The sequence below is a fragment of the Streptomyces sp. NPDC039423 genome, assembly GCF_055598725.1.
Genome location: NZ_JBVKAH010000003.1, coordinates 226,719 through 242,000 on the forward strand (window position 1 = coordinate 226,719; position 15,282 = coordinate 242,000).

19 protein-coding genes and 1 pseudogene are annotated in these 15,282 nt (G+C 74.0%); 7 read left to right on the forward strand and 13 right to left on the reverse strand.

Annotated features, from left to right (window positions below):
• Nucleotides 1–53 precede the first annotated feature (53 nt).
• From ACZ7LK_RS11720 to ACZ7LK_RS11735, 4 genes are all read right to left on the reverse strand, one after another.
• Complete coding sequence (locus ACZ7LK_RS11720) at nucleotides 54–446, reverse strand: hypothetical protein (protein ID WP_392273055.1); 393 nt, start codon at nucleotides 444–446, stop codon at nucleotides 54–56.
• A gap of 38 nt (nucleotides 447–484) precedes the next feature.
• Nucleotides 485–1,207, reverse strand: coding sequence for an NPP1 family protein (locus ACZ7LK_RS11725; protein WP_469464661.1), 723 nt, complete (start codon nucleotides 1,205–1,207; stop codon nucleotides 485–487).
• A 184-nt stretch (nucleotides 1,208–1,391) separates the two neighbouring features.
• Nucleotides 1,392–3,107: a serine/threonine-protein kinase gene (locus tag ACZ7LK_RS11730; RefSeq protein ID WP_471139941.1), complete on the reverse strand. Its 1,716-nt coding sequence runs from the start codon at nucleotides 3,105–3,107 to the stop codon at nucleotides 1,392–1,394.
• Between the two features lie 116 nt (nucleotides 3,108–3,223).
• Nucleotides 3,224–3,964, reverse strand: a complete 741-nt coding sequence (locus tag ACZ7LK_RS11735) for a TetR/AcrR family transcriptional regulator (RefSeq protein ID WP_471139944.1) — start codon at nucleotides 3,962–3,964, stop codon at nucleotides 3,224–3,226.
• Nucleotides 3,965–4,090: 126 nt separating this feature from the next.
• Between ACZ7LK_RS11735 and ACZ7LK_RS11740 the strand changes: the two genes are divergently transcribed.
• Together ACZ7LK_RS11740 and ACZ7LK_RS11745 are read left to right on the forward strand one after the other, a co-directional pair.
• Complete coding sequence (locus ACZ7LK_RS11740) at nucleotides 4,091–5,284, forward strand: cytochrome P450 (RefSeq protein ID WP_392273052.1); 1,194 nt, start codon at nucleotides 4,091–4,093, stop codon at nucleotides 5,282–5,284.
• Nucleotides 5,285–5,289: 5 nt separating this feature from the next.
• Nucleotides 5,290–5,505: a ferredoxin gene (locus tag ACZ7LK_RS11745; protein ID WP_392273051.1), complete on the forward strand. Its 216-nt coding sequence runs from the start codon at nucleotides 5,290–5,292 to the stop codon at nucleotides 5,503–5,505.
• Between the two features lie 124 nt (nucleotides 5,506–5,629).
• Here the strand turns inward: ACZ7LK_RS11745 and ACZ7LK_RS11750 are convergent, their stop codons facing one another.
• Entirely contained in the window at nucleotides 5,630–5,890 is a 261-nt protein-coding gene (locus ACZ7LK_RS11750; protein WP_469464650.1) for a hypothetical protein, read from the reverse strand.
• Nucleotides 5,891–6,047: 157 nt separating this feature from the next.
• Nucleotides 6,048–6,629, reverse strand: coding sequence for a TetR/AcrR family transcriptional regulator (locus ACZ7LK_RS11755; protein WP_392273049.1), 582 nt, complete (start codon nucleotides 6,627–6,629; stop codon nucleotides 6,048–6,050).
• A 63-nt stretch (nucleotides 6,630–6,692) separates the two neighbouring features.
• Here ACZ7LK_RS11755 and ACZ7LK_RS11760 point away from each other — a divergent pair, with 63 nt between their 5' ends.
• Entirely contained in the window at nucleotides 6,693–7,211 is a 519-nt protein-coding gene (locus ACZ7LK_RS11760; RefSeq protein ID WP_392273048.1) for an SRPBCC family protein, read from the forward strand.
• A 65-nt stretch (nucleotides 7,212–7,276) separates the two neighbouring features.
• Here ACZ7LK_RS11760 and ACZ7LK_RS11765 read toward each other — a convergent pair whose 3' ends face one another.
• The 3 genes from ACZ7LK_RS11765 to ACZ7LK_RS11775 form a co-directional block, all read right to left on the reverse strand.
• Entirely contained in the window at nucleotides 7,277–7,741 is a 465-nt protein-coding gene (locus ACZ7LK_RS11765) for a hypothetical protein (protein ID WP_471139949.1), read from the reverse strand.
• The gene (locus ACZ7LK_RS11770; protein WP_392273046.1) at nucleotides 7,741–8,211 is read right to left on the reverse strand and encodes a hypothetical protein; all 471 of its coding nucleotides are present in this window, start codon (nucleotides 8,209–8,211) and stop codon (nucleotides 7,741–7,743) included. The genes ACZ7LK_RS11765 and ACZ7LK_RS11770 overlap by 1 nt, the downstream gene beginning before the upstream one ends.
• A gap of 79 nt (nucleotides 8,212–8,290) precedes the next feature.
• Nucleotides 8,291–8,983 (reverse strand): TetR/AcrR family transcriptional regulator, encoded by a 693-nt coding sequence (locus tag ACZ7LK_RS11775; RefSeq protein ID WP_392273045.1) that lies wholly within the window; start codon nucleotides 8,981–8,983, stop codon nucleotides 8,291–8,293.
• 53 nt (nucleotides 8,984–9,036) lie between these two features.
• On the opposite strand from ACZ7LK_RS11775, the gene ACZ7LK_RS11780 reads away from it, so the two are divergent.
• The 3 genes from ACZ7LK_RS11780 (at nucleotide 9,037) to ACZ7LK_RS11790 (ending at nucleotide 11,224) form a co-directional block, all read left to right on the forward strand.
• The gene (locus ACZ7LK_RS11780; protein WP_471139952.1) at nucleotides 9,037–10,155 is read left to right on the forward strand and encodes an FAD-dependent oxidoreductase; all 1,119 of its coding nucleotides are present in this window, start codon (nucleotides 9,037–9,039) and stop codon (nucleotides 10,153–10,155) included.
• A 301-nt stretch (nucleotides 10,156–10,456) separates the two neighbouring features.
• A complete protein-coding gene (locus ACZ7LK_RS11785; protein ID WP_471139953.1) occupies nucleotides 10,457–10,792 on the forward strand; it encodes a YnfA family protein in 336 nt (111 codons plus the stop codon).
• Nucleotides 10,793–10,933: 141 nt separating this feature from the next.
• Nucleotides 10,934–11,224, forward strand: coding sequence for a hypothetical protein (locus tag ACZ7LK_RS11790; RefSeq protein ID WP_469464651.1), 291 nt, complete (start codon nucleotides 10,934–10,936; stop codon nucleotides 11,222–11,224).
• A gap of 59 nt (nucleotides 11,225–11,283) precedes the next feature.
• Here ACZ7LK_RS11790 and ACZ7LK_RS11795 read toward each other — a convergent pair whose 3' ends face one another.
• Nucleotides 11,284–11,937 carry a maleylpyruvate isomerase N-terminal domain-containing protein gene (locus ACZ7LK_RS11795; protein WP_469464652.1) on the reverse strand — a complete coding sequence of 218 codons (654 nt, stop codon included), beginning with the start codon at nucleotides 11,935–11,937 and terminating at the stop codon, nucleotides 11,284–11,286.
• A gap of 223 nt (nucleotides 11,938–12,160) precedes the next feature.
• Nucleotides 12,161–13,258, reverse strand: coding sequence for a hypothetical protein (locus tag ACZ7LK_RS11800; protein ID WP_392273040.1), 1,098 nt, complete (start codon nucleotides 13,256–13,258; stop codon nucleotides 12,161–12,163).
• Between the two features lie 57 nt (nucleotides 13,259–13,315).
• On the opposite strand from ACZ7LK_RS11800, the gene ACZ7LK_RS11805 reads away from it, so the two are divergent.
• Nucleotides 13,316–14,032, forward strand: a complete 717-nt coding sequence (locus tag ACZ7LK_RS11805; protein ID WP_392273039.1) for a BTAD domain-containing putative transcriptional regulator — start codon at nucleotides 13,316–13,318, stop codon at nucleotides 14,030–14,032.
• A 52-nt stretch (nucleotides 14,033–14,084) separates the two neighbouring features.
• Here the strand turns inward: ACZ7LK_RS11805 and ACZ7LK_RS11810 are convergent.
• Together ACZ7LK_RS11810 and ACZ7LK_RS11815 are read right to left on the reverse strand one after the other, a co-directional pair.
• Nucleotides 14,085–14,522, reverse strand: a pseudogene (locus ACZ7LK_RS11810) (serine hydrolase); the annotation flags it as partial.
• Nucleotides 14,523–14,841: 319 nt separating this feature from the next.
• A complete protein-coding gene (locus ACZ7LK_RS11815) occupies nucleotides 14,842–15,231 on the reverse strand; it encodes a thiol-disulfide oxidoreductase DCC family protein (RefSeq protein ID WP_392273037.1) in 390 nt (129 codons plus the stop codon).
• Nucleotides 15,232–15,282: the final 51 nt, after the last annotated feature.

The following is a 15,282-nucleotide window of genomic DNA, read 5'->3' on the forward strand; positions in this document are numbered from 1 at the left end:
GTACGCGGACGGTGTCGCGGCCCGGCACGCACGACCGCTCAGGAGGCCACCGCTCACGCGGGCGGCCCCGCCGGTGGAGGCGGGGCAGGCTCCGTGGACGGCCAGGGCGTCCAGGGAAGGGCCTCGCGCCACCCCGGGCGCCCGAAGGCCCAGTCCTGGACCACCTTGGCCACGGGTTCCAGCGAGAAGACACCGTGGTCCCGGGGGACCCGCGCCTGGAAGTGGCTGTCGGGTCCCCCGTCCCGGAACTCCACCTGGTAGCTCAGGTCGTCGTTGAGACCGACCTGGATGTAGTGCTGGTCGGCGGGCTCCCGGTCGAGACGCCGCACGATGACGAACCGCCAGGTGAGGTTCATGTCGGCCAGCAGGTCGTGGAGACGGTCCTCCGACGGGTCGTCCCAGCTCGTCCCGTCCCATTCGATCGCGCGCAGCACCGGCTCACTCATGGGAGGAACCCTAACGGCGCGGCCGGCCGTCCCTCTCCTCACCCCCGCACGGCGGGCGGATCGAACGTGATGCCGGCCGGCTTCGCCTTGGTGAGCAGGGAGCGGAAGGCGGTGTCCTTCAGGCCGAAGCCGGCCGAGCCGAAGTCGGCCTGGACGAGGCGGTCCCGCACGCCGGGCGGGTAGCCCTCCCAGCCGACCAGGTCGGGGTACTGCCAGGTGCCGCGGTGGTTCTCCGGCGGTTCGTCGTTCGCCGAGGCGGGCCGGAAGCAGTGCGTGCTCACCCCGTCCTTGTGATAGACGATCTTGGGGTGGCTCCCGTCCCAGCGGATCCGGTCCCGCCCGTGGACGGAGAACTTCCCGTGGGCGGACGTGGCGACGTACTGGGCGGTGCCGTCGCGGACCCAGACGACGACGTGCTCCCAGTCGTGGCGGTGCCCGCCGAGTCCGCTGCCCCAGACGGCCTGGTCCTTCTCGAAGTACAGGTCGTACATCACGGCGCACCAGCCGTCGCTGCACAGGGCGCGGGCGTACCCGTTCGTGTTGTCGAGGTCCGACGCGTCCCGGCACTGTCCGCTCACGGTGCCGGACGGCTTCAGACCGGGGGACACGGTGCCGTCCGGGCCGATGGCCGGCGTGGCGTAGCAGCCGTCCTTGTCGTAGTCGTACGCGGGCTGGAAGGCCCGTTCCAGCGCGCTCGCGTCACCGGGCAGGGCACGGGGCGGTGCGGCGTGGGCGCTGCCGGGGAAGCCGGCGAGCAGCATGACGGTGGTGGCGGCGATGACGGCGGCCCGGCGCGTTCTCGGTCTGTGGGACAAGGAAGGCCTCTCCGGAGCGACTCCATGGATGCCCCCTTGGACTATCCGTATGTCGCAGACACGTCAAGTCATGGGCCGTCCGCGTGACGGGCTCTCTCCGGAAAGCCGCTTCCCAAAAGCCGCTTTCCCGTCAGGCGTCCCCCAGGCGGCCGATCTCGGGGCGCCAGCGAGGGCCGGCGTAGTGGCCGAGGGCGTCGGTGAGCGCGGAGCGCTGCTCGGCCGTGAGGGGGCCGAGCACGCACAGGGGGACGCTGCCGTCCGCCCGGGGGCGGAGGGGGAGCGGGCCGTTCCAGCCCGCCGGACGGCCGGGGGCTTGCGCGGGGGCGTCGGGGGTGAAGCGGACATGGAGCCCGGTGCTCCGTCGGGGTACGCCCGCCCGGACGTCCTCCAGGGTGACCATGCGGACCCGGTCCCAGGCGATGGCGTGGCGGCCCGTCGGGCCGGTGGCGGTCGTGGCGGCGGACGCGTCCGTGGTGACGATGCCCTGCGGGCCGATCCGGAGGGACCAGGCGGTGGCGCGGCCGTTGCGGAGGCGCCGGCGCAGCGCGCCCGCGACGGTGGTCACGGTGGCGATCGAGAGCGCGACGACGAGCAGGAAGACCGTGCCGAGCACCGGATCGTCGTCCTCCTCGTACGCCTTGCGCAGGGCGGCGCCGTCAGGGGGGAAGTAGTCCCGGGAGAGTACGGCGGTCGCGAGGACCAGGGCCACGATCCAGGCGCACGCGAGCGCCGGTCCGTAGCGGGGACGCGGGCCGACGGTGGAGCGGTCCTTGACGCTCCAGGTGATGTCGAACGGTTCCTCGCCCGGCCGGATCGGCTCGGTGGGCGTGGGGGTGCGGGACGAGGTGGGCACGGGGGTCCGGTTGGGGGTGCCGGAGGTCGGGATGCGGCGGGTGTGGGTACCGGTGGGGGTGCGGGTCCGTTCCCCGGTGTCGCCGGCGGTGCCGGAGGTCCCCGGCGCGCCGGTCGTGGCGCGCAGGCGTCGGAGCCGGTATTCCACCGCTTCCGCCGTCGGCGGGCGGCGGGCCGGATCGCGTCGCAACAGGTCGGCGACCAGCCGGATCAGGTCCGGCGGCAGGTCGGGGCGGAACGTGCCGAGGGAGGGCGCCTCCTCGTCGAGCTTGCGGCGCATGACCGCGTAACCGTTGGGACCGGTCACGGGCGGACGGCCGGTGAGCAGGGCGAACAGGACGCTGCCGAGGGCGTACAGGTCCGAGCGTTCGTCCCCGCGTTCCGTGAGGAACTGCTCCGGCGCCCCGTACTCCGGAGTGCCCGCCGGGGCGAGCTGCTCGGAGGGGACGAGGGTGTAGGGCAGGTGGACGAAGCCGGCGATGCCGAAGTCCACCACCTTCACCCGTCCGTCCCGGGTCAGCATCACGTTGTGGGGCTTGATGTCGTAGTGGATGACACGGGCCCGGTGCGCGGCGGCGAGCGCCTCGCAGATCTGCTGGGCGACCTCCAGCGCGCGGGCCGGCTCCATGGGGCCCCAGTCACCGAGGTGCGCGGCCAGCGTGGCGCCCTCGACCCGCTCCATGACGAGGTAGAGCAGGTCCTCGTGCACCCCGAAGTCGTGCAGGGCGACCACGTTCGGGTGGTTGATCTGCGCGGCGGCCACGGCTTCCCGCTCGAAGCGGTGGGGCAGGTCCGGCGGCACCGTGGCGTCGAGCACCAGCAGTTTGACGGCCACGTCCCGGCGCAGTGTGCGGTCCCGTCCCGCCCACACGTCGCCCATGCCGCCCCGGCCGAGCCGTTCCACGAGTTCGTACCGGCCCGCCACCAGCTCGCCGCGTTGCATCCGCACCCCCGAGGACGCCGTCGTGTCGGTGATCCAGCGTAGGGGTTCCACGGTCCGGCACAAGGTGAACTCCTGTCCGCCAGGGGCCGCGACGCGCCGTCCGGACGGCGGGCAGGGGTACGCGGAGCCCTGCCCGGGGTTCCGGGAGCCACCGGCATCGGCCGGCGTCAGTCCTGGCCGGCGCCCCGGTCCCGGGGCGGTGCCATACCGTCGAGCAGCCCGCCGAGAGTGCCGACCACCAGGCGGCTCACCTCGCCGGCGTCCGCGTCCGCCAGCGGTCGCTTGCCCACGACCACCCGCATGAGGCCGATGCCGAGGAGCCAGGACAGGGCCAGGTCCCCGCGCAGGCCGTTGTCGTCGGCGTCGCTCAGGGTGGCCAGGGCCCGGGCGTAGTCGTCCCCCAGCGCGGTGACGGCCGCGGACACCTCGTCCCCCGCGCCGACCGACCGCAGCAGGGTCTCCAGGGAGCGGCTGGAACCGCCGCCGCCGTCGAGCGCGGGCGGGGCGAGCATGCTCGTCAGTACCGTCTCCACGAGCCGTTCCGGCGGGGTGTTCCGTAGCTGTTCCGTCCCGTCGCGTGACACCACCTCGCCGAAGAGGGCACGCTTCGAACCGAAGTGGCGGAAGAGAAGCGCCTGGTTGACCCGGGCGCGGGAGGCGATGTCCCGTACGGTGGCGCGCTCGTAGCCGCGCTCCGCGAACAGGCCGGACGCGGCCGCGAGCAACCGCTCCCGGGTCGAGGCGCGGTCCGGGGGCCGCTCCCCGGCCGGGGCGCCACCGCCCGGGGGCCGTTGCCGGGCCGGGGCGCCGTCCGGCGGCGGTGCACCGTCGTCGTCCGCTGCCGGTGGCGGAGCCGGCCGCACCCGCGGTCCCCCGCGCGACGGCCCTGCCTCGTCGTCCGCCTTCATGGCCACCACCTGCCACCCCCTGTTCGTCCGGCGCCGCGCCCACCAGCCCGCGCTCGAGGCCCCGTTGACCGCCCGGAAGCCCAACTCTAGGTTGGTAAGCAGCCGCTTACACCTGGGAGGTTCCCCATGACCGCCACGCACGAGCAGCCCCCGCTGGCCTACCCCTTCAACGAGCCCGAAGGACTGGACCTGGCCGAGGCCTACGCGGAGGCGCTGGAGCACCCCGGCCTCTTACGCGTCCGCATGGCGTACGGCGAGCCCGCCTGGCTGGCCACGCGGTACGCGGACGCCCGGCTCGTCCTCGGCGACCGGCGCTTCAGCCGGGCCGACGCGCTGGAGCACGACGAGCCCCGCCAGTCCGCGGCGCAGCAGGACGCCGGCATCCTCAGCATGGACCCGCCCGGACACACCCGGCTGCGGACCCTCGTGGCGAAGGCCTTCACCGTGCACCAGGTGGAGAAGCAGCGCCCGCAGGTGCGGGAGCTGGCGCACGGGTTCCTCGACCGGATGGAGGCCATGGGCCCGCCCGTGGACCTCGTGGAGCACTACGCGCTGCCCATCCCGGTGGCCGTGATCTGCCGGATGCTGGGCGTGCCGGAGGAGGACCGCCCGAAGTTCCGCGTCTGGAGCGACGCCGCCCTGTCGACCAGCTCCCTGACCGCCGAGGAGGCGACCCGCAACCGCGAGGAACTCCGGGCTTACATGGGCGAGTTGATCAAGGACCACCGGGACCGTCCCCGCCCCGATCTGATGACCGGCCTCATCGAGGCCCGGGACACCGGCGACCGCCTGACCGAGCTGGAACTGGTCGACCTGTGCGTGGGGATCCTGGTCGCCGGGCACGAGACCACCGCCAGCCAGATCCCCAACTTCCTGTACGCCCTGCTCGACCACCCCGACCAGCTCGCCCTGCTGCGCGCACGGCCGGAGCTCGTCGCCGGTGCCGTCGAGGAGCTGCTGCGCTTCGTCCCGCTGGGCAGCGCGGCGGCCTTCCCCCGGTACGCCAAGGAGGACGTCGAGGTGGGCGGCACGCTCGTGCGCGCCGGGGAGCCGGTGCTCGTCGCGGTGGGGGCCGCCAACCGCGACGCGCTCAAGTTCGGCGCGCCGGGGACGCTGGACATCACCCGCACCGGAGTACAGCACCTCGGGTTCGGCCACGGCGTCCACCACTGCCTCGGCGCGCCCCTCGCGCGCCTGGAGCTCCAGGAGGCGCTGAGCGCCCTGATCACCCGCTTCCCGACGCTGCACCTCGCGGGCGACGTGGTGTGGAAGAACCAGATGCTGGTGCGGGGGCCGCGCGAGATGCCGGTGGGCTGGTGAGCCGGATGTCGTGGACGACCCGGATCGACCGGGAGCAGTGCCTGGGCTCGGGGATGTGCGCCGCGCTCGCCCCCGAGCTGTACCGCCTGGAGGGTGAGCGCGCCGAACCGGTGCGTGAGGAGATCGGCGCGGACGAGCGTGCCCTGGACGCCGCGGACTCGTGCCCGGCGGCGGCCATCACCGTCCTCGACGGAGCGCGCCTCATCGGGCCGCGACTGTAGGACGGGCGCCGGGGGCGCCGGTTCGGGGGGCGGCCGGTCAGGGGGCCGGGTCGGGCTGGGGCCGGCCCCCGGGGCTGGGGAGGCCGGCCGCGGGTCGGGCCGCAAAGGGCGCCGGACACGCGTGTCAGCAGTTCTCGATGATCACGTCTTCCAGCGTGGAGAGGGACGCGTGCTCCTCGGCGATCTTCTTCTCGATGGCTTCCCGCGCCTTCACCAGGGCGGTGATCTCCAGCTCGACCTCGGGACCGGGCTGCGCCTCCAGCTCGGCGATACGGCGCGACAGCTCGTCCGCGTGGCCCTCGGCGGCACGAATGCTCGCCTTGAGCTCCTTGGCGATGCGTTTCATCATCTGGCATCCGGATTCCCGGCCCGCCGGCTGGTTCACGTCAGCACTCCTTCGTCATGGCGCCCCGTCGGGGCCCCGCGCGGCCAGTATCGAAGCGTTCCCGCGCCCGCACACGGCGACGTAGCCCACCCGGACCCGCGCCCCGCCCCACGGCGACACGGCCCGTACGGGCTACGGCCCGGCCCGGGCGCCGGGTTCAGGCCAGCAGCGCGGCCGTGCTCTCCTCGGCGAGGTCCTCGGCGTACGGCGGCAGCGGCGTGCCCGCGCGGAGGTGGCGGCGGACCAGGGAGAGCGGCAGATCGACGAGGGCGAGGACGACACGGTCCCGGTCGTGATCGCCCATGGCGCCCAGGGCTTCCGCCAGGACGCCGAGCCGGGCGAACACCCGCTCGTTCCCGGCATCGGCGCGGCGGGTGTGGTCCGCGGACCAGTCGGCCCTGCCGAACTCGGCCGGGCCGTGCAGGAGGAGGGCGGCCTCCTCGGGGTTCCGGCGGCTCCAGGACACCACGAACCGGGAGGCCCGGCATGCCGCCCGGTGGGGGTCGGGCTCACCGTCGAGGACGGCGGCGTACCCCTCCTGGAAACGCTCCACGGTCCGCAGCCACACCTCGGCGAGGAGCGCCGGGCGCCCGGCGAAACGGTGGTAGACGGAGCCGCTCGGCGCGCCGACGGCCTGGGCGACCGCCGACATGGTGACCGCGGCCGGACCGCCGGCCGCCGCGAGACGGACCGCGGCGTCGAGGAGTTGGCCGGTGTCGAACCGGGGTGGTCGCGCCATGAAACAGAGAGTACCCTCCACAATATTGGAGGACAGTCTCCAATATTGTGGAGAGGGGGCCGCATGGCCGTCTACAACGTGCACGAACGCCTGCTGAGCGCCGGGCAGGACGAGGTGGGAGCCCTCCTGGACTCCCTGGCGAGCGGAGAGGACGACCTGCTGTGGCCCGGCCGCCCCTGGCCGCCGATGAGGTTCGACCGGCCTCTCGGCGTGGGCGCGGTCGGCGGCCACGGCCCCGTCCGCTACACCGTCTCCGGGTACGCGCCCAAGCGCTGGATCCGCTTCCGGTTCACCGGGCCGCGCGGCTTCCACGGCTTCCACGAACTGGCCGTCCTGCCGGTCGATCCCGAACACACGCTGCTGCACCACACCCTGGCGATGACGACCGGCGGCCCGACGCGCCTCACCTGGCCGCTGGCCTGGCGACCGATGCACGACGCCTGCCTGGAGGACGCCCTCGACCGGGCCGAACTCGCCTGCACCGGCCGGGTCTCCCGGCCCGCCCGCTGGTCACCGTACGTCCGCCTGCTCCACTTCCTGGCCACCCCGCTCGCCCGCCGGGACCACGCCCAGGGGTCCTAGGTCGTGTCCGCGAAGTCTCGCCCGGCCCGTCCTCCGGGCGGTCGCCGATACGGTGCGGACATGACCTAGGGGCGGCAGCGGCGGTAGACGTCGTCCACCTCGAAGAGCGGATGGGGGTCCTTCACCACGGGGGTGCGCCGCACCAACTCCCGTGTCGCGGACGGGGGTACCTCGTACGGCACCACGACGGTGAAGCCGGCCGGTTCCCCGTCGGCGAAGCCCTTGCTCTCGACCTCGAACTCGTACCGGCACGTCGCAGGCGTGCGGTTGGTGACCCGGAGACGGAGGTCGACCGGCTCACCGACCCGGTACTCGCTGAGGATGCCGAAGACGATGTCGATGTCCCCCTTGGGCGGGTACTCCTCGTACAGCCGCTCGTCGAAGCACCATCCGGCCTCCGCCGGCACCGCGGGACAGGTCCTACCCTCCGGTGCCGGCGGACCTACGTCGTCGGGCGCCGAACAGCCCGCCAGCGACGCGGCCACGAGCATGCCGACGACCAGCGGCCGGAACTCGCCGCGCTCCCCCACTAGCGGTCCCTGCCCCAGCGCCACACCAGTGACGCGCCCTCGGCGAGGGCCGCCCAGCGGGCGGCCGCGGCGTCCAGGGGCGGGCCCGTGCGCGCCACGGCCTCCGGGCCCAGGGGCGCGCGGCCCACGCCCCGGCCCTCGGTGGGCAGGCCGCGCCACACCCGGTACGCCCAGTTCACGGACAGTTCGGCGGCCATCACGGCGTCGCCTCCGCGGCGCAGCGCCTTCAGCCCCGAGCGGCGGTGGCGGCCGGGCTCGACGAGCTCGAAGCCCTGGAAGGTCGCACCCCGCGCCATCGCGCCCCAGAACCCGTCGTCCAGGCCCAGGGCCGTCTCGACCACGGCGTGCACCAGGTCGTGCGGCATGGACGGACCCGTGGGCTGTGCGGGCAGCCGCACGTCGGGTCCCCTGCGGGCACGGACCAGGATGTCGTGCTGGTTGTCCGGCAGCTTCCGGAAGGCGATCTCCATCAGGACGACGGTAGGACCCGCCGCGCGTACCGCCAACCCCTTACGGGACTTGAGACTGGTAGGGAACAACGGCTGAGCGTCATGCCGGCGGCCGGGCGAGTTTGGCGGCCACGGCGTCGAGGACCCAGTCCAGGCCGGTTGCGAAGGATGCCTCAGCGTCCACGTCCGTGCCGTCGTACACGGCCTTGGTCAGCGCCGGGAAGCGACCGGTGGCCAACATCCTTGTCAGATGCGGGCCGGAGGCGCGCTGCCAGTCGTGCTTCGACAGTCCCGTGGCGCGCTCGGCCCGCAGGTTCGCGATCTCGCGCCTGATCGCGCCGGTGAAGTAGGCACCGACGGTCTCCACCGCGCGCATGGCGGTGTCGATGTCGGTGAGGCTGTCCAGGGCGGCCAGCGTGGCCTCGCCCACGGCGAGGGCGTTCGGTCCCAGGGCCGGGCGGCCACCAAGCAGGTCGGCCAGCCATTGGTGCCGGAGAGCGGCGTCTCTGGTGCGGTGGGCGAGGGTACGCAGCGCCTCACGCCAGTCACCGGGCGGCTCTGGGGGGAGGATCTCGGCGTAGACCTCGTCCACCATGAGGTCGAACAGCTCCTGCTTGGTGGAGATGTATCCGTACAGCCGCATCGGGCCCGCATTCAGCCGGGCGGCGACCTTGCGCAACGACACCCCGTCCAGCCCGCCCTCGTCGGCCAGCGCGATGGCGGCGGCAACGATCCGCTCCCGGTCGAGCGGCACGGGGCGAGTCGGCGGCTCCGGCCGGTCCCACACACTCATGGTTCACACCGTTCTGCTGCGATACATCGTTTGGGGCAATACAGTGTATCGCCATGAGACATCGTATCGCTGTGGTCGGCAGCGGCCCTGGAGGGCTTACCTTCGCCCGTGTCCTGCGCCGCCACGGCTACCCCGTCGCCGTCCTCGAACGCGATCCCGGCCCTGACGTCCGCCCCCCGGGCGGCACGCTGGACCTGCACGAGAGGCTGGGCCAGCTCGCGCTGGACAAGGCGGGGCTGCTGGCGGAGTTCCGGGCGCTGTCCCGCCCCGAGGGGCAGGCCATGCGCATCCTGGACGCGGACGGCACCGTCCTGCGCGACTGGCGACCCCGTCCGGATGACCGGGCCAATCCCGAGATCGACCGCGGGCAACTCCGTCACCTGCTGCTCGGCCCTCTCGACGTCCGGTGGGGGCGGAGCGTGACGCAGGTGGTGCCAGGGAGCCGGGAGGGTGTGGCAGTCCGTTTCGCGGACGGGCGACAGGAGACGTTCGACCTCGTGGTCGGCGCCGACGGCGCCTGGTCCCGGACGCGCCCGGCAGTCTCGTCGGTGATGCCGCACTACACCGGCGTCACCTATGTCGAAACCTCCCTCGACGACGTCGACACCCGCCACCCCGGCCTCGCCCGGCTGATCGGCGACGGTTCCGTGGCCGCGTACGGGGTGAACCGAGCTCTCGTCGCCCAGCGCAACAGCGGCGGCCACGTCAAGGTGTACGCCCAGTTCCGCGCGCCGCTGGACTGGCACAGGGACCTGGACCCGGCCAACGCCGAAGCCGTCCGATCGAGTCTGTTGGCGCTGTTCGACGGCTGGGCCGCTCCCGTCCTCGACCTCCTCCGCCACGGCACCGCTTTCGTCCACCGCCCCCTCTTCGTCCTGCCCGTGTCCCACACCTGGACCCATGTCCCCGGGGTGACGCTCCTGGGCGACGCCGCCCATCTGATGCCCCCACTGGGGGCGGGCGCGAACCTCGCGATGCTGGAGGGCGCCGAACTCGCCGAGTCCATCGCCACCGGCCCTGAAGATCTGGACGAGGCCGTCCGCGCCTTCGAGGAGCAGATGTGGGCACGGGCCGGCAGGTGGGCGGAGATCACGACGGCCGGTCTGGAACGCCTCGTGAGTCCGGACCCCGCCGAAGCTCTCGCCCTCTTCGACCAGGTCCAGGCATCCTGACTGCCGAGCGCGAGATCTTGGGTGGGCGCCGCGGTCCTGCACCCTGCCCACCAAGGAGTGGCCCCTGCGGGTCGCCGAGTGGGACGCGCTGTTCGCCGAGCGGCTGACCTCGCTGTCGAGGCCGCGGCCGCTCCGCCGCGCCGGACCTGGCCGGCGGAGAGGCGTGGAGGACCGGGTCCGCCTGATCGCGGCCGGGGTCGTCGGCGCCGGTGCCGGGGCCGGGGCGGTGGTGGGGCGGCTGCCGGAAGCCGGCCGTCCCGCCGAAGGTCACGAGCGGGGGCCGCCGGTAGGGTCAGCCGCTATGACTGTCGCTCGTTCCCTTGCCCTGTTCGTCGTCGCCGCCCTCTTCGAGATCGGCGGCGCCTGGATGGTGTGGCAGGGCATCCGCGAGCACAAGGGCTGGATCTGGATCGGCGCCGGCGTCATCGCCCTCGGTCTCTACGGCGTCGTGGCGACCTGGCAGCACGACGACGACTTCGGCCGCGTCCTCGCCGCGTACGGCGGGATCTTCGTGGCCGGGTCGATCGCCTGGGGCATGGCCGCCGACGGCTACCGCCCCGACCGCTTCGACGTCATCGGCGCCCTGGTCTGCCTCGCCGGGATGGCCGTGATCATGTACGCGCCCCGCAGCCACTGACCTGCTTTTCGTCCACCGCGCCCAGCATCGTGCGGGCGGGATGCCGTCCCCGGGCGTACATGGTGTGCTGGAAGGTGGGGCGGGATACCGCCACAGGGGCGGCACGGGAGGTCCTGCCCGCCACACGAGGAGGGTCCCACCATGCCGATCTTCGTCCACGCCGTGGCCCCCGGTGTCACCACGGACCAGTACGACGCCCTCAACGCCAGGCTCCAGGAGATACCCGGAGTCTTCGACGGCTGCTTGTCCCACGCGTGCGTGCCGACGGACGGCGGTCTGGAGGTCTTCGACCTGTGGGAGACCGAGCAGCAGATGAACGCGTTCGTCGAGAAGATGATGCCGGTGGCCACCGAACTGGGCTGGCCGGACACGGGGAACGGTCCCAGGATCCTGCCGGTGCACCACCACTGGGTCCCCGGGGCCGACGGCTGACAGTCCGAGGCCGCCGGTCTGACGTATGTGGGCGGCGACCCCGGTATGCGGCCGCCGGATCAGCCGATGACCAGCGGGAAAATCCCTGCCAGGTCGCCCAGTCGGGACCGCTCGGCCTCCGTCGGGGCCCGCCGCCCGGTGCCGATCAGCAGGGCGTCCTTGTCGGAGAACCCAGGGGGGAGCGCATCGCCCGCGATCCGCTCCAGCAACGCGCGTGACCGGGCGAGCCCTTCGGCGGGCGGGTCCGCCGCGTCCGGGAGGTGCGCGATCAGGTCGAGGTGGTGCAGCGTCCATTCCAGGACGTAGGCGGAGAGGTAGTCGCCCGCGGTGAGCACCACGTCGCGGGTGGCGACCCGGGCGCCGGGGTCCGCGAGCCCGGCGGCGCGGCCTGCCGCCGAACCGACGTCGTTAAGGTGGAACTTGAGCAGTCCCGGCTCCTCGTACGCGGCGGCCAGACGCACCGTCAGCGCGTCCAGCGGGTCGTCGCCCGTCGGGGCCTCGACCACGTTCCAGTAGGTCGCCGCGTCCCGGGTCGGTTCGGCGTCGGAGGGGGTGGCGAGCGTGATCAGCACGTCCTGGGCGTCGATGACCAGGTGGCACACGAGGTCCCGGACGAGCCAGCCGGTGCAGCCGGACGGCCGGGCGAAGTCCTCGTCCGGGAGGTCGGCGACCGCTTCGAGCAGGGCTGTCCAGGAGCGTGAGAAGAGGTCCACGGCCGCAAGCTAGCAGCGCCGTGTCCCCCACGGCGACCGCGATTTCGCGAGCCCGCCGGCCTGCCACCGCCCGCTCCGCCCCGCACCGGGCCGTCGCGGGAGGCCGTCACGCGCGGGCCGGGGCCGGAGGTCGTCACGCGCGGGCCGTCACGCGCGGGCCGGCACGGGAGGCCGTCACGCGCGGGCCGGCGGATCCGTCACGACGTCACCCGCGGGCCGCCGCTCACGAGCGGGTGGCGGTCCCGCACTCCTCTCCCCCGGCCTCCCGCATCCGGGCGTCCATCGACCTGCTCCGGTCGTACGGGTCGACCTCGGCACCGCCACCGGACCCCGTGACCGCGCGCTCGGCGGCGAACTCCGGGGTGAGGTAGCCCGTGAAGGTGCCGCAGCCGCCGTTGGTGATGTCGGCCTTGTACGAGACCAGGGAGAAGGTCCCCGGCTCGATGACGACCCTGGCCGGGTCGTCCCAGCTCAGTACGACCTCGCGGCGCACGATGGTCCGCGTCACCTCCTCGCTCCCCGCCTCGGCGCGTACGACCGGGTAGACGAAGGTGACGTCGGCGGTCATCCGCACCGCACCGCGCTCGCCCTCCCGGTAGGTGATCCGGCCGCGGGTCTTGATCACGTCCCCGACGAGCCGCACGTCGCCCGGGGAGAAGCGGCTGAACAGCAGGCGGGGGTCGTTCTCCCGGTCGGGCGCGCGGAACGCCGTCGCCAGGAAGTCCTGGACGTCCCGCTGGTGGGGGTTGATCAGTGCCGTGGCCCGCCGGGGCCGCTCCCCGCGCAGCACCCCCGGGTCGAGGCTCGACGCGGCGAGAAAGTCGCGGGTCCGTTCCAGTGCCCCCGCCACCTGTTCCTCGCTCATCCAGCCCGTCGCGTGCGCCGGGGGTACGTTGATCCCCGCCGTCCCGTCGCCCCACCGCTCCGCGGGTGAGCCCCGGAACGGGTGCTCCAGGGTGGGGAGCCGGTTCGCCGCCTCCGAGGGCGGCGGCTGGTCGGGGCGCCGGGACTCGGCGGCGAGCGGCGTCGTGTCGCCGCTCCCGGGGGCGAACCATCCCACGACGCGTCCCGGCGCGACCGCGACGACCAGCAGGCCGACGGCGGCCAGCAGGCCGAGCACGTACCAGCCCCTGCCCCGCCGGCGCCGGACCGGCCGGTAGGTGCGCCATCCCTCCGGCCGGTCCGGCTCCTCCCGCAGCCGCCCGGTCACCATCCGGGCCCGCGCGGACGGTTCGCGAGGGGCGTCCTGGTCCCCGGCCCCCGCTTCCCGCAGGAAGCGCTCCCACTCCTCGTCCGGTATGGACGCCCCGCCCTTGCTCACCCTCTGCTCCCGCCTCGTTCCCGGCCTTCCCACCCTCCCCGGAGGGCCGGCCCCTGTGTGATCAGATCATCACACGGCTCATCGTGCCGCCCGCACCCGACCACCCGTCAGATCAACCGACTCGTACGGCGGTCGGGCGCAGGCGGCTGGGACAATGGGGGGCTGTGGCGGGGGCCCGCTCTCGCGGACGTGCGCGGGGCGCCGTTCGCCGAGCGGGAGGCGGAGCGGCTCGCGCGGGCGCGGCTGGCCGCGCTGGAGGACCGGATCGAGGCCGATCTCGTACGGACGGCCACGGGGCCCGGTCTCGTACGGACGGCCGCCGGGCCCGGTCCGGTCGCCGAACTCCAGGCGCTGACCTCCGACCACCCGCCGCACGAACGGCTGCACGCCCTGCTGATCCGCGCCCTGGCGGCGGCCGGGCGGAACGCCGAGGCGCTGGCGGTCTTCGCGGACCTGCGCGAACGGCTCGCGGACACCTTCGGCAGCGACCCGGGGCCCGAGGTGGCGGCCGCGCACCTCGCCGTGCTGCGCGGCCGGCCCGTCACGGCGGAGGCGGGGGACGGCACGACCGCCACCGGAGCCGGGGTGACGCCCGTGCCGGCGCGGCCGGCGGCGGGGGACGGCGGCAACCTGGACGTCCCTTCGACGAGCTTCGCAGGGCGTACGGACGATGTCCGCCGGGTGACCGAACTGCTCGGTCGTGCCCGGCTGGTGACCCTCGTGGGCCCCGGGGGCGCGGGCAAGACCCGGCTCGCGCGGGTCTGCGGGTGTTGAGCAGCATCCGCAGGGTGATCGCGGCGCCGCCGGGCACCTGCCCGGGCAGCCACTTCTCGACCGGGTCCGTCAGCGACAGACGGCCCTCCGCGGCGAGGCCCAGTACGAGCGTGGCCATCATGGTCTTGGTGTTGGAGCCCATCCGGAACTCGTCGTCCATCGCGAGCCGTTGCAGCCGGGCCGCCCACGGCGCCTGTCGCACGATCTCGACGGGCCGCCCGCGGCCGCCCGTCACCCGCACGACCACCCCCGGCGCCCCGGCGTGGACCAGTTCCCGGGCGAGCCGGGCCAGGTCGTCGTGCCGCTCCGGGCCGGTGCTCCCGGCGGCCGGCGCGGGCCGGTCCCCCACGCCCACCGGGGCCGCGGCGGACGGCGCCGCGCACGCGGTCCCGGCCGTGAGCGCCAGGGCCAGCAGGGCCGCGGGCACGGCCCGGCGGCGGCGGGGCCCCGCCCCTGGGCGCGGTGCGAAGTGCTGTGGAGTGGCTGACATGGACCCATGCCTCCGGGTGAGCGCCGTACGTGACGCCCTCAGCCTCCGCCGGGCCGCTGGCAGACCGCGCACAGCGCGCTGGCAGCCCGGCCGCGCCCGCGAGGGCCCGCCTAGGGAGTGTCCGGAAAGTATCGGCGTACGCCCGGAGGGCGGGGGCCGCGGTGTCCGGTGCGTGCGATCGCAAGGCGGAGGAGGGAGTCATGGCGGTGGGGGCACCTCCCGTGCCCGAAGGGCTACGGGGGGACCATGACGACCGACGACAACGCCGCGAGCGCGCGTGCGGGACACCGCGGGCCAGGCGAGACTTTCCGGACACGACCTAGCCCCCCGAGGGGCGACGGCCCGGCAGCGCGCACGCCGCCGTGCCGCCGGGCATGCGGTGGCGGTTGTTCGCCACCAGCCGGTAGACACCGTGGGCGGCCCAGCGCACCGGGGGCAGGTTGAGCAGCGCCCCCACGACCGGCCATCCGCCCCCGGAGCTCAGCAGCAGTTTGGCCACCGCCCGGGACCCGCCGTACACCGTGCCGACCGGGGTCACCCAGAGGACCTCGTACGCGGCGCGCTGCCGCGTGACGCCCAGTTCCTCCAGGTCGGTGAACTGCCACGGCGTGATGGCGCAGCGGGGACGGATGTACCGCCCGGCGAACCGCACCGAGGTACTGCAGAAACCGCAGTCCCCGTCGTAGACCAGCACTGGCCGGTTCCGCATGGTCACCTCGTCCGTCGGCACGTCGCGACAGCACCCACGGTACCGCCGCCA